General features: G+C 67.9%; 18 protein-coding genes and 1 tRNA gene. 13 read left to right on the top strand and 6 right to left on the bottom strand.

All coding sequences use genetic code 11. From position 1 onward, the window contains the following. Positions 1-108: 108 nt before the first annotated feature. From otnK to parA, 5 genes are all read left to right on the top strand, one after another. On the top strand, positions 109-1374 hold the full coding sequence (gene otnK / locus AC11WY_RS14215) for a 3-oxo-tetronate kinase (protein ID WP_482926601.1): 1266 nt from the start codon (positions 109-111) through the stop codon (positions 1372-1374). Further along, on the top strand, positions 1367-2008 hold the full coding sequence (gene otnC, locus AC11WY_RS14210; RefSeq protein WP_482926599.1) for a 3-oxo-tetronate 4-phosphate decarboxylase: 642 nt from the start codon (positions 1367-1369) through the stop codon (positions 2006-2008). Before otnK ends, otnC begins: the two co-directional genes overlap by 8 nt. 32 nt (positions 2009-2040) lie before the next feature. Beyond that, positions 2041-2934 carry an NAD(P)-dependent oxidoreductase gene (locus tag AC11WY_RS14205; protein ID WP_482926597.1) on the top strand — a complete coding sequence of 298 codons (894 nt, stop codon included), beginning with the start codon at positions 2041-2043 and terminating at the stop codon, positions 2932-2934. A gap of 181 nt (positions 2935-3115) precedes the next feature. Beyond that, positions 3116-4630: an aldehyde dehydrogenase (NADP(+)) gene (locus AC11WY_RS14200; protein ID WP_482926595.1), complete on the top strand. Its 1515-nt coding sequence runs from the start codon at positions 3116-3118 to the stop codon at positions 4628-4630. Positions 4631-4759: 129 nt separating this feature from the next. Then, complete coding sequence (gene parA / locus AC11WY_RS14195) at positions 4760-5392, top strand: ParA family partition ATPase (protein WP_482926593.1); 633 nt, start codon at positions 4760-4762, stop codon at positions 5390-5392. Positions 5393-5397: 5 nt separating this feature from the next. On the opposite strand, the gene AC11WY_RS14190 is transcribed toward parA, so the two are convergent. After that, on the bottom strand, positions 5398-5583 hold the full coding sequence (locus AC11WY_RS14190; protein WP_482926591.1) for a hypothetical protein: 186 nt from the start codon (positions 5581-5583) through the stop codon (positions 5398-5400). 99 nt (positions 5584-5682) lie between these two features. On the opposite strand from AC11WY_RS14190, the gene AC11WY_RS14185 reads away from it, so the two are divergent. From AC11WY_RS14185 to AC11WY_RS14170, 4 genes are all read left to right on the top strand, one after another. After that, positions 5683-6000, top strand: coding sequence for an antibiotic biosynthesis monooxygenase family protein (locus tag AC11WY_RS14185; RefSeq protein ID WP_482926589.1), 318 nt, complete (start codon positions 5683-5685; stop codon positions 5998-6000). 386 nt (positions 6001-6386) lie between these two features. Continuing rightward, entirely contained in the window at positions 6387-8567 is a 2181-nt protein-coding gene (locus AC11WY_RS14180; RefSeq protein ID WP_482926587.1) for a sensor histidine kinase, read from the top strand. Then, positions 8564-9199: a response regulator gene (locus AC11WY_RS14175; protein ID WP_482926585.1), complete on the top strand. Its 636-nt coding sequence runs from the start codon at positions 8564-8566 to the stop codon at positions 9197-9199. The genes AC11WY_RS14180 and AC11WY_RS14175 overlap by 4 nt, the downstream gene beginning before the upstream one ends. Before the next feature lie 117 nt (positions 9200-9316). Then, positions 9317-9547, top strand: coding sequence for a DUF1127 domain-containing protein (locus AC11WY_RS14170; RefSeq protein WP_482926583.1), 231 nt, complete (start codon positions 9317-9319; stop codon positions 9545-9547). Between the two features lie 146 nt (positions 9548-9693). Here AC11WY_RS14170 and AC11WY_RS14165 read toward each other — a convergent pair whose 3' ends face one another. Next, positions 9694-10656 carry a DNA-methyltransferase gene (locus AC11WY_RS14165; RefSeq protein ID WP_482926581.1) on the bottom strand — a complete coding sequence of 321 codons (963 nt, stop codon included), beginning with the start codon at positions 10654-10656 and terminating at the stop codon, positions 9694-9696. Positions 10657-10710: 54 nt separating this feature from the next. Here AC11WY_RS14165 and AC11WY_RS14160 point away from each other — a divergent pair, with 54 nt between their 5' ends. Beyond that, complete coding sequence (locus tag AC11WY_RS14160) at positions 10711-10941, top strand: helix-turn-helix domain-containing protein (RefSeq protein ID WP_482926579.1); 231 nt, start codon at positions 10711-10713, stop codon at positions 10939-10941. Continuing rightward, on the top strand, positions 10931-11506 hold the full coding sequence (locus AC11WY_RS14155; protein WP_482926577.1) for a hypothetical protein: 576 nt from the start codon (positions 10931-10933) through the stop codon (positions 11504-11506). Before AC11WY_RS14160 ends, AC11WY_RS14155 begins: the two co-directional genes overlap by 11 nt. 93 nt (positions 11507-11599) lie before the next feature. Here the strand turns inward: AC11WY_RS14155 and AC11WY_RS14150 are convergent. Together AC11WY_RS14150 and AC11WY_RS14145 are read right to left on the bottom strand one after the other, a co-directional pair. Next, positions 11600-11675 (bottom strand) — tRNA-Ala (locus tag AC11WY_RS14150). A 99-nt stretch (positions 11676-11774) separates the two neighbouring features. Beyond that, positions 11775-12101 (bottom strand): TIGR02300 family protein, encoded by a 327-nt coding sequence (locus tag AC11WY_RS14145; RefSeq protein WP_482926575.1) that lies wholly within the window; start codon positions 12099-12101, stop codon positions 11775-11777. Positions 12102-12236: 135 nt separating this feature from the next. On the opposite strand from AC11WY_RS14145, the gene AC11WY_RS14140 reads away from it, so the two are divergent. Together AC11WY_RS14140 and AC11WY_RS14135 are read left to right on the top strand one after the other, a co-directional pair. Then, on the top strand, positions 12237-12947 hold the full coding sequence (locus AC11WY_RS14140) for a M48 family metallopeptidase (RefSeq protein WP_482926573.1): 711 nt from the start codon (positions 12237-12239) through the stop codon (positions 12945-12947). A 37-nt stretch (positions 12948-12984) separates the two neighbouring features. Beyond that, complete coding sequence (locus tag AC11WY_RS14135) at positions 12985-13629, top strand: GntR family transcriptional regulator (RefSeq protein WP_482926605.1); 645 nt, start codon at positions 12985-12987, stop codon at positions 13627-13629. 10 nt (positions 13630-13639) lie between these two features. Here the strand turns inward: AC11WY_RS14135 and AC11WY_RS14130 are convergent, their stop codons facing one another. Both AC11WY_RS14130 and AC11WY_RS14125 read right to left on the bottom strand, forming a co-directional pair. Beyond that, entirely contained in the window at positions 13640-15118 is a 1479-nt protein-coding gene (locus AC11WY_RS14130; protein ID WP_482926571.1) for a mannitol dehydrogenase family protein, read from the bottom strand. An 11-nt stretch (positions 15119-15129) separates the two neighbouring features. Next, the gene (locus AC11WY_RS14125) at positions 15130-15912 is read right to left on the bottom strand and encodes an SDR family NAD(P)-dependent oxidoreductase (RefSeq protein WP_482926569.1); all 783 of its coding nucleotides are present in this window, start codon (positions 15910-15912) and stop codon (positions 15130-15132) included.

Here is a 15912-nt window from a genome sequence, read left to right as displayed (position 1 = left end):
TGGAAAAACCCAAATGATAGCGTTGTCATGACAAGTGTTAGCCTGACAAGGAAACGCAATGCAAGACCCATGTAGCGCCGGGCCAGAGCGCGGCCAAGGGGCCGCGCCATGCTGATCGGCGCGGTGGCGGATGACATCACCGGGGCGACCGACCTTTGCCTGATGCTGTCGCGGGCCGGGTTGCGCACGATCCAGGTGATCGGCGTGCCGGACCCGGCGACCGATCTGACCGGGGCCGAGGCGGTGGTGGTGGCGCTGAAGTCGCGCACGATGGCGGCGGGTGACGCGGTCGCGCTGTCGGTGGCGGCGGCGCGCGCGCTGAGGGATGCGGGGGCGGAGCGGTTGTTGTTCAAGTACTGCTCCACCTTCGATTCCACCGACGCGGGCAATATCGGCCCGGTGGCCGAGGCACTGATGAACCTGACCGGAACGGCGCTGACCATTGCCTGCCCGGCGTTTCCGGCGGCCGGTCGCACCGTCTATCAGGGGCACCTCTTCGTCGGCGACCGGCTGCTGTCGGAAAGCCCGCTGAAGGATCATCCGCTGACCCCGATGCGCGACGCCGATCTGGTGCGTGTGCTTGGGCGGCAGACGACGCTGCCGGTCGGGTTGCTGCCGATCGGCACCATCCGGCAGGGGGCCGAGGCGGTGCGCGCGGCCTTCGCCGCCGCGCGGGCGGCGGGCCTGCGCATCCTGATCGCCGACACGCTGGAGGATGCCGACCTGCTGACGCTGGGCGAAGCCTGCGCCGACATGGCCCTGATCACCGGCGGGTCGGGGATCGGGCTGGGGCTGGCGCGGCAGGTCGCAGGCGCCGGGGCCGAACGCCCGGCGACGATGGCCGCCCCGGTCGGCCGCGCGGCGATCCTGGCCGGGTCGTGTTCGCAGGCGACGCGGGGGCAGATCGCGGCGGCGATCGCTGCGGGCCTGCCCGCCCGGCGAATCGACGTGGCGGCGCTGGCCGCGGGGCGCGAGACGGCCGAAGCCCTCGCGGCCTGGATGATCGCGCAGGCCGGGGACCGCCCGCCGCTGCTCTACTCCAGCGCCGAACCGGCCGAGCTTGCGGCGATCCAGTCGCGCCTCGGCCGCGATGCCTCGGGCGCGCTGGTCGAGGAGACGTTGGCCGAGGTGGCGCGCCATCTGGCGGCAGCCGGGTTCCGCCGCCTGATCATCGCCGGGGGCGAAACCTCGGGCGCGGTGGTGGCCGCGCTTGGCGTCAGCGTGCTCGCCATCGGCCCCGAGATCGCGCCGGGCGTGCCCTGGACCCGCAGCATCGCCGGGCCGGACCTTGCGCTCGCGCTGAAGTCGGGCAACTTCGGTGGGCCCGACTTCTTCCTGACCGCCTGGTCGCTGCTGGAGCCCGCCGATGTCTGACGAAACCCGCCTGCGCGACGAGATCTGCCGGATCGGCCGTTCGCTGTTCGACCGGGGGCTGACGGCCGGGTCCAGCGGCAACATCTCGGCCCGGCTGCCCGATGGCGGCTGGCTGATGACGCCCACCAACGCCTCGCTGGGCACGCTCGACCCCGCGCGGCTGTCGCTGTTCGACGCGGGCGGCCGGTTCGTGTCGGGCGATGCGCCGACCAAGGAGGCGCTCCTGCACTTCGCGATGTATGACGAACGCGCCACCGCGGGCGCCGTCGTGCACCTGCATTCCACCCATTCCACCGCCGTCAGCATCCTGCGCGACGTCGACCCCGCCGACGTGCTGCCCGCGCTGACCGCCTATCACGTCATGCGGGTCGGAAAGCTGCCGCTGGTGCCCTATTTCGCCCCCGGCGACCCCGATCTGGCGCAGGCCGTGCGCGCACTGGCCGGGCGGCACCATGCCGTGCTGCTGGCCAACCACGGCCCGGTCGTTGCGGGCACCACGCTCGCCGACGCGCAATACGCGACCGAGGAACTGGAACAGACGGCACGGCTTTACCTGCTGTTGCAGGGCCAAGCGATCCGCCCGCTGACGCCCGACCAGATCGCCGACCTGAAAGCCCGCTTCAAGCTCGCCTGACCGCGCGCGCCCCATCCCGGAGGAGACCACGAATGACCACCGCACCCGAAACCATCGGCTTCATCGGCACCGGCCTGATGGGCCACGGCATGGCGAAGAACATCGTCGAGAAGGGCTATCCCCTGACCGTCATCGCCCACCGCAATCGCGCCCCGGTCGATGACCTTGTGGGCCGTGGCGCCACCGAGGCGGCCAGCCTCCCGGACCTCGCCCGCGCGTCGTCGATCATCTTCATGTGCCTGACCGGGGCGCCCGAGGCTGCCGCCGCCGTCGCCGCGATGAAGGCCGACCTCGCCCCCGGAACGGTGATCGTCGATTGCTCCACCGGCGAGCCGACCGTGACCCAGCGGCTGGCCGAAGAGATGGCGGCGCAGGGTGTGGCCTACGCCGATGCGCCGCTGAGCCGCACCCCGAAAGAGGCCTGGGAGGGCACGCTCGATTGCATGGTGGGCGCCGAGGCGGCGGTGTTCGCCCGCATCCAGCCGGTGATCGCCACCTGGGCCGCCAAGATCGTGCATATCGGCGGCGTCGGCGACGGCCACCGCATGAAGCTGCTGAACAACTTCATCTCGCTGGGCTATGGCGCGCTTTACGCCGAGGCGCTGACGCTGTCGAAGAAGGTCGGCATCCCGATCGAAACCTTCGACAAGGTGATCCGTGGCGGCCGGATGGATTGCGGCTTCTACCAGACCTTCATGGGCTACGCGCTGGAGGGCAACCGCGCCGCTCACCGCTTCACCCTGGCCAACGCCTATAAGGACATGCGCTACGTCGAATCCATGGCCAATGCGGCGATGGTCGGCACCCCCGTCGCCAGCGCGGTGAAGAACAGCTTCGCGCTGGCCATGGCCACCGGCGGCAACGGCCCCGAGGACTATGTGCCTCACCTCGTCGACTTCGTCGGACGGGCGAACGGGATCGGGTGACGGGGCGGGCAATGCCATCGCCCGGAGGGGTATCTCTCAGGCGGCATTGCAAGACTGGACCCAGCGCGAAAACTCTGAAAGTTATCGGGCCGGAGTTGCGGTGGTCGCGGGATCCCCCGATGACCCGCTGGCAAGGGGGGGGGCCTTCGCGGCACCCCCCGATCGCGAAAGAGGACGACACATGACCTTTACCCCTCACGGCAAGCATCTGATCGCGGGCGAATGGATCGGCGGCGGGGCAACCTTTCGCTCGGACCCCGCACATGGCCCGGCGCATGACTTTTCGGTCGGCACGGTGGCGCAGGTCGACCTTGCGGCCAAAGCCGCCGAGGCGGCGTTCTGGAGCTATGGTTACAGCACGCGCGCGGCCCGCGCGGCCTTCCTGAACGCGATCGCGGATGAAATCGAGGCGCGCGCCGAGGCGATCACCGAAATCGGCAGCCAGGAATCCGGCCTGCCGCCCGCCCGGTTGCAGGGCGAGCGCGGCCGCACGACCGGGCAGTTGCGCCTGTTCGCCAGCCATATCCTGAAGGCCGACTATCTGGACCGGCGGCTGGATCCCGCCCTGCCCGACCGCCAGCCCGCACCCCGGCCCGAGATCCGGCTGATGCAGCGGCCGATCGGGCCGGTCGCGGTGTTCGGCGCGTCGAACTTCCCGCTCGCGTTTTCGACGGCGGGGGGCGATACGGCGGCGGCGCTGGCGGCGGGGTGCCCGGTCGTGGTCAAGGGCCATTCCGCCCATCCCGGCACCGGCGAGATTGTCGCCGAGGCGGTCAATGCCGCGCGCCTGGCCTGTGGCCTGCATCCGGGCGTGTTCAGCCTGATTCAGGGCGGCAACCGCGCGGTGGGTCAGGCCGTCGTGCAGCATCCGCTGATCAAGGCGGTCGGCTTCACCGGATCGCTGGCCGGCGGCCGCGCGCTGTTCGACCTCTGCGCCGCGCGGCCGGAACCGATTCCGTTCTTCGGCGAACTGGGGTCGGTCAACCCGATGTTCCTGCTGCCCGCCGCCGTTGCCGCGCGCGGGGCCGAGATCGGGCGCGGCTGGGCCGGGTCGCTGAGCCTGGGGGCCGGGCAATACTGCACCAACCCCGGCATTGCCGTGGTGATCGCGGGGCCGGAGGCGGATGCGTTTGTCGCGGCGGCCAAGGCGGCGCTGGCGCAGGTCGGCGCGCAGGTGATGCTGACCGACGGCATCGCCGCAGCCTATCGCGCGGGGCGCGACCGGGTGGCGCGAACGGCGGGTGTGCAGGAGGTGCTGACCTCGGTCTGCGATCTGCGCAACGCGACGCCCTACCTGTTCGAGGTGACGGGCGAGGCTTGGCTGGCGAACCATGCGCTGGGAGAAGAGGTCTTCGGGCCGCTGGGCCTGATCGTCACGGTGACGGACGCGGCGCAGATGCTGGCGATCGCGCGCAGCCTGCAAGGGCAGTTGACCTGCACGCTGCACCTTGACGCCGCCGACAGTGATCTGGCCCGCAGCCTGATGCCGATCCTGGAGCGCAAGGCGGGCCGCGTGCTGGCGAACGGCTTCCCGACCGGGGTCGAGGTCTGCGATGCGATGGTGCATGGCGGCCCCTACCCGGCCAGCACCAACTTCGGTGCGACCAGTGTCGGCACGCTGTCGATCCGCCGCTTTTTGCGGCCGGTCAGTTACCAGAACATCCCCGCGGGCATCCTGCCCGACGATCTGCACTGATCGGGCAAGCGCTGCGGTGATCCATTTCGGCCGCAGGGCAAAGGGCGCCTGCGGGCGCCCGGTGCTTTTCCGGTGCATCGGCGCCTGATTCATGCCATGCTGCGTCGCAGCATTTTCAGGGGGGGCGGCATGGCGGGCAAGGTCATCACATTGGCGCAGCAGAAGGGCGGCAGCGGCAAGACCACGCTGGCGGTCAATCTGGCGGTGGCGTTCGCGCGGCGGGGAATGACGGTCGCGCTGCTCGATACCGATCCGCAGGGCAGTCTGGGCCGCTGGTTCATGGCGCGGCGCGACCGGCTGGGCGATGCGGGGATGGAATTTTCCACCGCCTCGGCTTGGGGCGTGTCCTATGAATGCGAAAAGCTGCGCCGGGTGGTTGATGTGGTGCTGGTCGACACGCCGCCAAAGGTTGACGCCGATCTGCGCCCGGCGCTGCGCGAGGCCGACCTGATCCTGGTGCCGGTGGCGGCAAGCCACGTCGACCTCTGGGCGACCGAGGGCGTGCTCGACCTTGCCGCGCGCGAGCGCAAGCGGGCGACGATCGTGCTCAACCGCGCCAAGGCGGGCACACGGCTGGCGGATGAGGTGGCGCTGGCGGCGGCGGAACTGGCGGCGGAACTGATGGGGGCGCGCCTTGCCAACCGGGTCGTCTATGCCGAAACGCTGGGTCAGGGCCTTGGCGCGCAGGAGGCCGGGCGCAGCCCCGCCACCGCCGAGGTCGAGGCGCTGGCCGACGAGGTTCTGGCCCTGCTGGCGGGCTGAGCCGGTCAGTCCTTCGGGCCGCGCAGGATCAGCATCCAGAACGCATAGGCGGCGGCCCCGCCGAACAGCAGCGCCCAGCCGGAGTTGCCGCCCCAGACCTCGACACCGGCCCAGGCGGTGGGAACCAGCACGGTGGCCCAGCGGCGCCAGGTGGGCCGGAAGAACGGATCGTTGGGGTCAAGGAACTGCATCCCGCGACCCTATCCCGCCCCCCATGCCGGGGAAAGGCCGTTTACAGTCCGCCCGGCATCGGGCGATACTCGGCGCGCGCGACCCAGAGGGAGGAGCGAATGCCCACCATTGCCCCCGATTTCGACGGCCAGACCGTGCTGACCACCTTCGAGATGACGCCCGGCACCTGCGCCGACCTGCTCGACGAGTTGAAGGACGCCTACAGCGCCTTCATCCGGCACCAGCCGGGGTTCATCGAGGCGGGACTGCATGTGAACGACGCGCAGACCCGGATCGCGAATTATTCCAAATGGCGGCGGCGCGAGGATTTTCAGGCGATGCTGCGCAGCCCCGAGATGCGTGAGCGCAACCGCCGCGTCGCCGCGCTTTGTTCGCGCTTCGAGCCGGTGATGTACGACGTGGCGGCGGTGTTCTGACGCCAACGCCCCGGGGCATTGGCAGGCACAGGCCCTTCGATCAAGGGCCCAAGAAAACCGGCGGGTCGGAGAGGGGACGCCCCGACCCGCCGTTCTCACAGGGGCGCAAATCTGCCCCCAAGCGTGGCCGCGAATACCCTGCGGCAGTGCTGAAACCTGCAGTGCGCCCTTGCGGCGCGCCCGCTTCGGGTCGCTGCGACCGCCGCCTGACGACAGGCAACCCGAAACCGAGGTGGTCGCGGCCGGAATACCGTCGCGTTGCACGACGCAGCGAGGTCAGTGATAGGAAGAACCGCGGTGGCCTGTCATCCCCCTGTTTCGGGGGGGTGGACAAGCACGCGGGCTCGGCGTCAGACTTGAAAGCATGTCTCGCGGGTGGGTTCTTGATGAAGCGCCTTCTACTTCCGGTGCCCTTTGTCGGCATCTGCATGCTCTGCGGCCTCTTCGCCGCGATGGCCTGCGTGCAGATGGCCACGCGCCAGCCTTGGCTTGGCGTGACGCTGGCTGCCGACACGGGCCCCGGACTGGCTGTCACGGCCGTCGCCGCAAGCGGCCCCTTGGCCGACGTGGCACCCGGTGGCCGCCTGATGGCGCTGTCGGGCGGCCTCCGCCGGGTCGCCCTCGAGGCCGTCGACATCATCGAGGAATCGGATGTCCTGCCCGCTTACGATGACCTGAACAGATTCCGCGCGCGTCAGGACAGCCTGCACGCGATCCTCGCCGCGGGCCCGGTGGAACTGGAACTGGTCGAGGCGGGCGGTGCCCTGCGCCGCCTTGCGGTCAACGCGGCGGCGGTGCGCCCGGTGTCCGATCTGCAGCCCGCGTTCTGGCTGCAGATCGGCGTCGGGCTGGTTGGTCTGATCGCCGGAGCCTGGGTCTTTGCGATGCGGCGGGGCGGACCGGAGGTCGGGCTGCTGCTGCTGTCCGGCGTCGGGCTGATGGGGTCGGCCTTCGCGGCATCGGTCTACAGCACGCGCGAGCTTGCACTGCCCGCGCCGATGCTCCGGGGCCTGGCGCTGGCCAACAGCTTTCCGGCGATGATGTTCGGTGTCGGGATGCTTGGCCTGTTCATGATCTATCCGGTTCGCCTTCTGTCCCCGCGGGTCGCATTGCTTCCCGCGGTGTTGCTGCTGCCACCGCCGGTGCTCAACGCGCTTCAGCTTGTCGGCGTGCCCTGGCTGGGAACACAGGTGCCGATGCTGGTGAACCTGACGCTGATCATGATTTTCGTCGGGTTGCAGCGCCGCGCCACCCGTGGCGATGCGGTGGCGCGGGCGCGGCTGCTATGGCTGGGGCTGAGCGTGCTGATCGGCGCCGGTGTCTTCGTGCTGATGATCATCGCGCCGCCCGTGCTGGGCGCCCCGATGCCGCTGTCGCAGAGCGTGGCCTTCCTGTCGTTTCTCTTCGTCTACGCCGGGCTTGCCCTCGGTGTCGTGCGCTACCGGCTGCTGGATCTGGAGGCCTGGTCGGTCCGCGTGCTGTTCTACCTTGCCGCGCTTGGGCTGGTCCTCGCGATCGACGCCGCGCTTCTGACCTGGCTGTCGTTCAAACCGTTGCAGGGGCTTGAGGGCGCGATGGTGGCCGTGCTGGCGCTTTACCTGCCCCTGCGCGATGTGGTGGCCCGCCGTATCCTGGCCTGGCGCGACCCCGTCGCCGCGCCCGAGGTCTGGTTCGACCGGCTGAGCGATGTCGCGCTGTCGCCGACCCGGCCGGAACAGGCCCGCAAATGGCGCGACCTGCTGCACGACATCTTCGCGCCCCTGGGGCTGACCGAGGTCGAGGCCGGGCCCGAGCATCCGCGTGTGCTGGGCGACGGAATGACGCTGATGGTTCCGGCGGTGGCGGGCCTGCCCGCCGTGCAGCTTGACTGGAAATCGGGCGGGCGGCGCCTGTTTTCGTCACGCGACATGCGGACGCTGGGCGCGATGACCCGCCTCCTCGACAATCTGGCGGAGAGCCGCGATGCCTTCGCGCGCGGCGTGCTGGACGAACGCGCGCGGATTTCGCGCGACATGCACGACAACATCGGCATCCAGCTGCTTGCCGCGCTGCATGCCGGGCCGGTCGAAAAGAAGAACGGGCTGGTGCGCGCGGCGCTGGCGGACCTGCGCCAGATCGTCTCGGATGCCCGCCAGCAGAACCGCACATTGGAGGCGATGCTGGCCGAGCTGCGCCGTGAGGTGTCCGAACTGCTCGCGTCCTGCGGGATTGCGCTGGACTGGCGGCTGGATCTTGAGCCCGGCCTACCCCCCGACCCGGTCATCGTGGCCTCCTTGCAGGCCGTCATCCGCGAGGCGACCAGCAATACCATCCACCACGCCCGCGCCGGGCGGGTGACGGTCGCCATCGACCTTGGCCCCGAGGCGTTGCGGTTCTGCATCGAGGATGACGGCACCGGAATCGCCGGGGACCGCGCGCCCGGCGGCAGCGGCATCGCCAACCTGACCGAGCGGCTGGCGGCGCTGGGTGGCCGGATCGAGATCGGCCAGCGAACGCCGCCGGATCACGGCACGCGGGTCAGCGGCTTCATTCCGGTCAAGCGCGCCGAGACCGGGGCGATGCCATGAAGACCGCACTGATCCTTGAAGACGTGCCCGAGGCGCGCGCCTGGCTGGTGGGTCTGGTGCGCACGGCCTTTGACGGCATCGCGGTGGAGGCGGTGGCGACCCGCGCCAAGGGCCTCGCCGCGATCATGGCGCAGTCCTACGATCTGGTGCTGATCGACCTGATGCTGCCCGACGGGTCGGGGCTCGACGTGCTGCGCGCGCTGAGGCGGGACGAGTCGCAGGCGCTGTGCGTCGTCACCACGGTGATGGCCGATGACAGCTACATCGTCGGCGCGCTGGCGGCGGGGGCGGATGGCTATCTGCTGAAGGACCAGGCCGACCAGATGCTGATCCTGCAACTGCGCCAGATCCGCCACGGCGTGCCCGCCCTCTCGCCCTCGATCGCCCGGCGGATCATGGAACATTTCCGCCAGACCGGCCCCATCGGTCAGGAAGGCGTGTCGCTGACCCGGCGCGAGCAAGAGGTGCTGGGCCTGATCAGCCGCGGCCTGCGCAACGCCGAGGTGGCGGCCGAGCTTGGCCTCGCCGAGACGACGGTGGCGGGTTACATCAAGTCGGTCTACGCGAAACTGGGCATCTCGTCGCGCGCCGAGGCGGCGTGGCACGCGAACCGGCTGGGGCTGATGCCCTGACACCGCCAGCCGAGCAATGCGCATGCTGCATTGCAGCATTCCCCATTGCGGCGTAGTCCCGGCCCGGTAAAGCGCCCATATTGGCCGGGTAAGAGATGTGATGGAAGGAACCGCAAGATGGCCTACGCAATCGTTGGCAAGCAATCAAAGAATTGGGCATCGGCCCTTGGCCTCGAACTTCGCTCGTCGCTCGACCGGGTGCGCGAAGGGTATGAACGCCGGCAGAACTACCTGCGGATCGTGCGCGAACTCACCGTGATGAGCGACCGCGATCTGGCCGATATCGGCATCCGCCGCGACGACATCCACGATGTCGCGATGGGCGCGCAGGGCCGCACCATTGCCTGAACCGGCAAAGCGGTCAAACCGGCGCCAAAGGTGCCACACAGATTTGAAGGGCCCGCTCTGATCGCAGAGACGGGCCCTTTTCATTGGTGGCGGGGGGCCAGGCAAAGCTCAATCACTTGGCCGGCACTCCGTCGTTGCTGCAACAGTCAGGGCAGAAGGCTGAACTGCCTGCGTTCGATCTGGACGCTGTCGCCCGACATGACTCGGTCATAGAGCGCGCGAAGATCCGTGCCCTCGCTAGCAAACCGGAAAGCCGAGGCCGCAACATAGTCGCGCTGTTCCTCGAACGCCATCCAGCGGCGACACTCGCGTTCGGCAACTTCGCCCGTGGTGTTCGATCCGGCGAAGATGTCGAGAACGACGTCGCCGGGTTCCGTCAGGAATCGGATGAAGAACTCGGGCAGCTTGGCCGGGAAACGTGCAGGGTGCCCGGTTTCGCCTAGAGTCTTGCAGCCCGCGAGATAGCGCCCGTTTGACTCAGTGTTCGGAAACGAAAGCAAGTTCGGCGGGATCGCTCCGCCGTTATCCTTGCCGAAGCCTGCGCTAATGTCGTGCCCCGACGGGCGCACCTTTGGGGTGTAGAACTTGCCGGGGTCCTCGATCAGTTTCTTCATACGGTCGGAATAGGGTGCGAGGACGTTCGAGACGTTCGCCTTTGGCCACGCCGTTTTGGACAGCCACCAGACAGTATTGACGGAATCTTTCGTCCTGATCTTGCGCTTGTTCACCCATTCAATCGGACTCGGCAGTTTGGACGGGTTGTGCCAGTAGAACTCCTCGGCCAAGCTGAAACCGATCTCGTCGCAAAACTTGATCAAGGTGCGGAAAGGATAGAGTGACCGAATGGGGACGCCCTTTTCGTAGGCCCCGCCAATGTCGATCACGAGGCTACCGTCGGGTGTCAACTTCTGGAAAACAAGCGCACCGAACTCAGCCAGCCATTCGACATACTCGTGCTGCTCCGCGTTCCCGTAGGCCTTCTTGCGCTGCAATGCGAACGGTGGCGACGTCATCACGAGGTTGACTGAGTTATCAGGCAACTGCCGCAGAAGTTCGCGGGAGTCGCCAACAAAGGCGGAGCCGAGTGCTGTCGAGTATGCAGGCCTCATAGTGCTACTCATAGTCTGTCGACTCATAGTCATCAACACCTTTTAGTGGGGCGCGTGAAACGAGACACCACCCTTCGTGCGATTTTCGCTGAAAACATCCGCAACCTGCGCAAGGAGCGTGGGCTGTCGCAGGAAGCTTTGGCTGACGCCGCTGGCTTGCATCGCACCTATATTGGATCAGTTGAACGGAGCGAGCGCAACCTCTCGCTCGACAACATAGGCAGGATTGCCGCAGCCTTGGCCGTGTCTCCCGACAGTTTGTTGAGGAGCCATGTTGAGCAATAGATTCAAGCCGCATCCCGACGCCGCCGAATTGGCGGAAATTTGGCCCGCCGTGCGCAGATACCAAGAACTCGCATCACGGCATGGCATCGACGACATATTCCAGGACAATGGCGGCAAGCTTTTGCAGGTTCTTCTGAACTTGGGGCTGAAAGTCATCCCCGGTCGCGAAGGCAACGACGCGGTTGATGCGACCGGCGCGGAATACGAGTTGAAGTCGGTCAACATCAACCTGACCCGCTCATTCTCGACACATCACCACATGAACCCTGTGATCATCGCGAAGTACCGACAGGTCGATTGGATCTTCGCCGTCTACCAGGACATCGAACTTATCTCGATCTACCTGCTAACGCCGCAGGACATGGAGCACTACTACCGATTGTGGGAAACAAAGTGGCATAGTGATGGCGGCAAAGACATCAACAATCCGAAGGTACCGCTGACCTACGTCGCCGAACTTGGGAAGTTACTGTGGGGCAAGGCACCACCCGCCAACACGATGAAGAAGCGTCCAATTGTGCGCCGCCGCAAACACGACGACCCGGAATTGCCGGACCCTCTGTAGAGTCGCAGACCCCGATTGCTGTTAAGTTGTTGTTAATCGAAAAGCCGCCCGAGATCAACGGACAGCTTTTTCGTTAGTTATCAAGTATTTGATTGGTGGAGCCAGGGAGGATCGAACTCCCGACCTCTTGAATGCCATTCAAGCGCTCTCCCATCTGAGCTATGACCCCACCGGGGGTGCGCGGCCTTGCGGCTGCGCCCGGGTTATCTAGTGAAGCGCGGGGGGGCGTGCAAGCGAAAAACGCAGCCCGTTTCCCCCGCGTCCGGCCTTATTCCTCGTCGCCGGGAACGTCGGCAAGTTCGTCGAGCGAGACGGTATCGTCCTCGTCGTCTTCCAGCAAATCGTCGTCGATATCCGCGTCCTCGGCGGGCGCCGGGGCGAGGATGTCGTCATCCGCCTCGATGTCGTCGGTCAGCGTTTCGTCTTCCTTCTCGACCACGGCGCGCGCCATCGCGCTCGCCGCCTTGCGGCGCGAGACCTCGATATCGACCACTTCGCCCGTGTAGGGGCTGACGATCGGCGTCCTGTTCAGGTCGTAGAAACGTTTGCCAGTCGTCGGGCAAATGCGTTTGACGCCCCATTCCGGGTTGGGCATGGATAGTCCCCTTGCATAGCTGCGCTGTCCAGAGTCGGGGGGCTTTGCCACAAAGGCCGGGGGGTGTCAAAGCCTTTTGGCCACGGCGCGAAGCGGTTAAGGTCCGCGCACCGCATTCAGCGGCCCAAGAGTGTCATGGCAGTTCTTCCCGGTTCTCCCCCCGTTGCGATCACGCTGCACCGTTCGGCCCGCGCGCGGCGGTTTTCGCTGCGGGTGTCGCGGGTTGACGGGCGCGTGACGCTGTCGCTGCCTCCCTGGGCGCGCGAGGCCGAGGCGCTGGCCTTCGCGCGCGAGAAGGAGGGATGGATTCGCGCGGCGCTGGCGCGGATGCCGGTCGGCCGCGCGGTGGCGATGGGCGGCACCGTGGCGGTGGAGGGGGCGGAGCTGCCGATTCGGCCCGGCACCGGCCGGGTGCCGCGGATCGAAGCGGGCGCGCTGCTGGTGCCGGGCGACGCGGAGCGGGCCGCGGCGCGGGTGGCAGCCTACCTGAAGGTGCTGGCGCGGGCGCGGTTGCAGGCCGCCTGTGATCGCCATGCGGCCGCGTTGGGGCGGCCCTACACCCGGCTGACGCTGCGCGACACACGGTCGCGCTGGGGGTCATGCGCGCCGGACGGGGCCTTGATGTTTTCGTGGCGGCTGGTGATGGCGCCGCCCGAGGTGCTGGACTACGTCGCGGCGCATGAAGTGGCGCATCTGGCGGAAATGAACCACTCGCCCGCGTTCTGGGCGGTGGTGCGCCGACTGATGCCGGGCTTTGCCTCACCGCGCGCCTGGTTGAAGCGGCACGGACATGGTCTGCACGCGATCAGCTTCGGGGCCAGCGTCGGGGCCAGCGTCGGGGATTGACCGGCGGGCTGGTCGTGATCACATCTGTCCCATGCTGTTGCAGAACCGCCCTTCCGACTCGCTCTTGTCCGCGCATGACCGCGTGTTCCGCGCGCTGCGCGTGCAGGTGATGCATGGCGAACTGGCGCCGGGGCAACCGCTGACGCTGCGCGGAATCGCGAAAACCTTTGATGTTTCAATGACTCCGGCGCGCGAGGCGGTGCAGCGGCTGGTGGCCGAAGGGGCGTTGACGATGTCGTCGTCGGGGCGGATTTCCACGCCGGAACTGTCGAACGAGCGGATCGAGGAGATGGCGTCGATCCGCGCGCTGCTGGAGCCGGAACTGGCCAGCCGGGCCCTGCCGCGCGCCCATTTCGCGCTGATCGAGCGATTGCAGACGATCAACGCCGCCAATGCCGAGGCGGTAGCAAAGCAGGACGCGGTGGCCTACATCCGCACCAATCTGGAGTTTCACCGCACGCTCTATCTGCGCGCGCAGGCCCCGGCGATGCTGGCCATCGCCGAAACCGTCTGGCTGCAACTCGGCCCCACCATGCGCGCGCTTTACGGGCGGCTGCGGCGCAACGAGCCGCCGCAGCATCACCGCATGATCCTGGCGGCGCTGCGGGCGGGGGACGATCCGGGGCTGCGGCTGGCGGTGCGGACGGACGTGACGCAGGGGCTGCGGCACCTGGTGAGCTGAGGGGGCGCGGTCAGAGCGGCTTTCCGGCCAGATAATCCGCCAGCACCGCCGCCGTGCCCTTCGCCCAGATCGCGTACAGCGCCGTGGCGAAGGCCGCCTGCACGCGCGGGTCGCGCCCGGTTTCGCCGTAGATGTCGGCCATGCCGAGCCACGCCGCCGGATCGGCCTTCGCAGTCTTGGCGGTGGCCGTCAGCCGGTCCCAGTTCGGGTCGTTCGGGGCGATGGCGGCGCCCGAGTCGGTTGTGCCCGCGCAGTAGCGGCACCACAGCGCCGAGAGCAGGATCAGCCCGGTCGGCACCGTCCCCTTGGCGAGGTTATCGCGCAGCGAGGGGATGATGAACTTCGGCTGCCGGTTGGAACCGTCAAGGCAGAGGCGGCGGATGGTGTCGGCAATCTCGGGGTTGGAGAACCGCTCCTCGATCAGCGCATAATACTCGCCAAGATCGGTGGCGGGCACCGGCGCGACATGCGGGATGATCTCGTCGTGTTCGACCTTGCGCAGGAAGGCGCGGACCAGCGGGTTTGCCATCCCCTCGTGCACCAGTTCGATGTCCATCAGGCCGGACGGGTAGGCGATGATGGCATGGCCGCCGTTCAGGATGCGGATCTTCATCGCCTCGTAGACGTGAACGTCGTGGGTGAAGGTCGCGCCGACCTTTTCCAGCGGCGGGCGCCCGGCGGGGAAGTGATCCTCCAGCACCCACTGGCGGAAGGGCTCGCAGGTGACGGGCACCTCATCCTCGATGCCGAAACGGGCCGCCAGTGCGCGCTCGTGCGGGCCGGTCGCGGGGGTGATGCGGTCCACCATGCCGTTGGGGAAGGCGACATGGGCGGCCACCCAGTCGGCCAGCGCGGGGTCGGACAGGCGGGCGAGGCCGACCACCGCATCGCGGGTGACGTTGCCATTGCCGGGCAGGTTGTCGCAGGACATCACGGTGAACGGCTGCGTCCCTTGCGCCCGACGCAGCTTCAGCGCGGCGAGGATCGCGCCGAAAGCGGTCGCCGGTTTCGCCGGGGTCTTGCCGTCGGCGACGATCTCGGGGTGGGTCGGGTCGAAGACGCCGGTGGCGGGATCGACGTAATAGCCGCCCTCGGTCACCGTCAGCGAGACGATGCGGATCGCGGGGTCCGCCATCGCGGCGATCAGCGCGGCGTTGTCGGGCTGCACCGCGACGAAACCGATCATCGAACCCGTCACACGGGCGCGGTTGCCCTGCGGGTCCAGTTCGATGACGGTGGACAGGTTGTCCTGCGCCGCCAGCGCGTCGCGCATCTTGGCGTCGGTCGCCCGCACGCCCGCGCCGATCAGCGCCCAGTCGTGCCCCTCGCCCAGCGCGAAGAGGTCGTCGAGGTAAACCGCCTGATGCGCGCGGTGGAAGTTGCCGACGCCGATGTGCAGGATGCCGGGGGTCAGGGCCGCACGGTCGTAGCCGGGGCGGGCGACGCCCGCGGGAAGCTGGGACAGGGCCGCCGTGGAAAGTTTCGTCATGGGGGCACCTTTCAGAGGGTTCGCAGCATTCCGCCGTCGACGTGATACGTGGAGCCGACCGAATAGCTGGCGCGGTCGGAGCAGAGAAAGACGAAGAAGTCGGCCAGTTCCTCGACCGTGCCGAACCGCTTGATGGGGGCGTGTTCATCGGCGACGGCTTGCAGGTAGGCCTGCCAGTCGCCATCGGGGGCAAGCTGACGCGCGGTCTTGATCCAGTCGGGGGTCAGGATCAGGCCGGGGTTGATGGTGTTGACGCGAATGTTGTGCGGGATCAACTCGGTGGCGAGGTTTTTCGAGAACATCAGCAGCGCCGCCTTGGTCGTGTTGTAGATCGGTTCGTACCACAGCGGCTGAACCGCGCAGATCGAAGCGTTGTTCAGGATCGCCCCTCCGCCGCGCGCGATCATCAGGGGTGCCAGGCCGCGCGACAGGCGCACGGCAGCCATGACGTGCAGGTCCCAGTAGGCCTGCCACTTATCGTCGGGCGCCTCCAGGATCGTCTCGTTCGAGCCGGTGCCCGCGTTGTTCACCAGGATGTCGGCGCCGCCGAACAGGCGCACGGCTTCGACGAGCGCGGTGCAGCCATCGGCGCTGGCGACGTCGCAGGCGACGCCAAGGCTGCGCACGTCGAATTCGGCGGTGATGTTGGCGGCTTCGGTCATCACGCGGTCTTCGCCGCGCGCCGCGAGGATGACGTTCGCGCCTTCCCGCGCGAAGGCGCGGGCCACGCCCAACCCGATGCCGACGCTGCCGCCGGTGATGACCGCCACTTTGCCGTTCAGTCCAAGGTCCAT

This window comes from Solirhodobacter sp., assembly GCF_964715405.1.
Note: the sequence above shows the minus strand (reverse complement) of the source record. Positions and strands in the feature narration are given on the sequence as shown.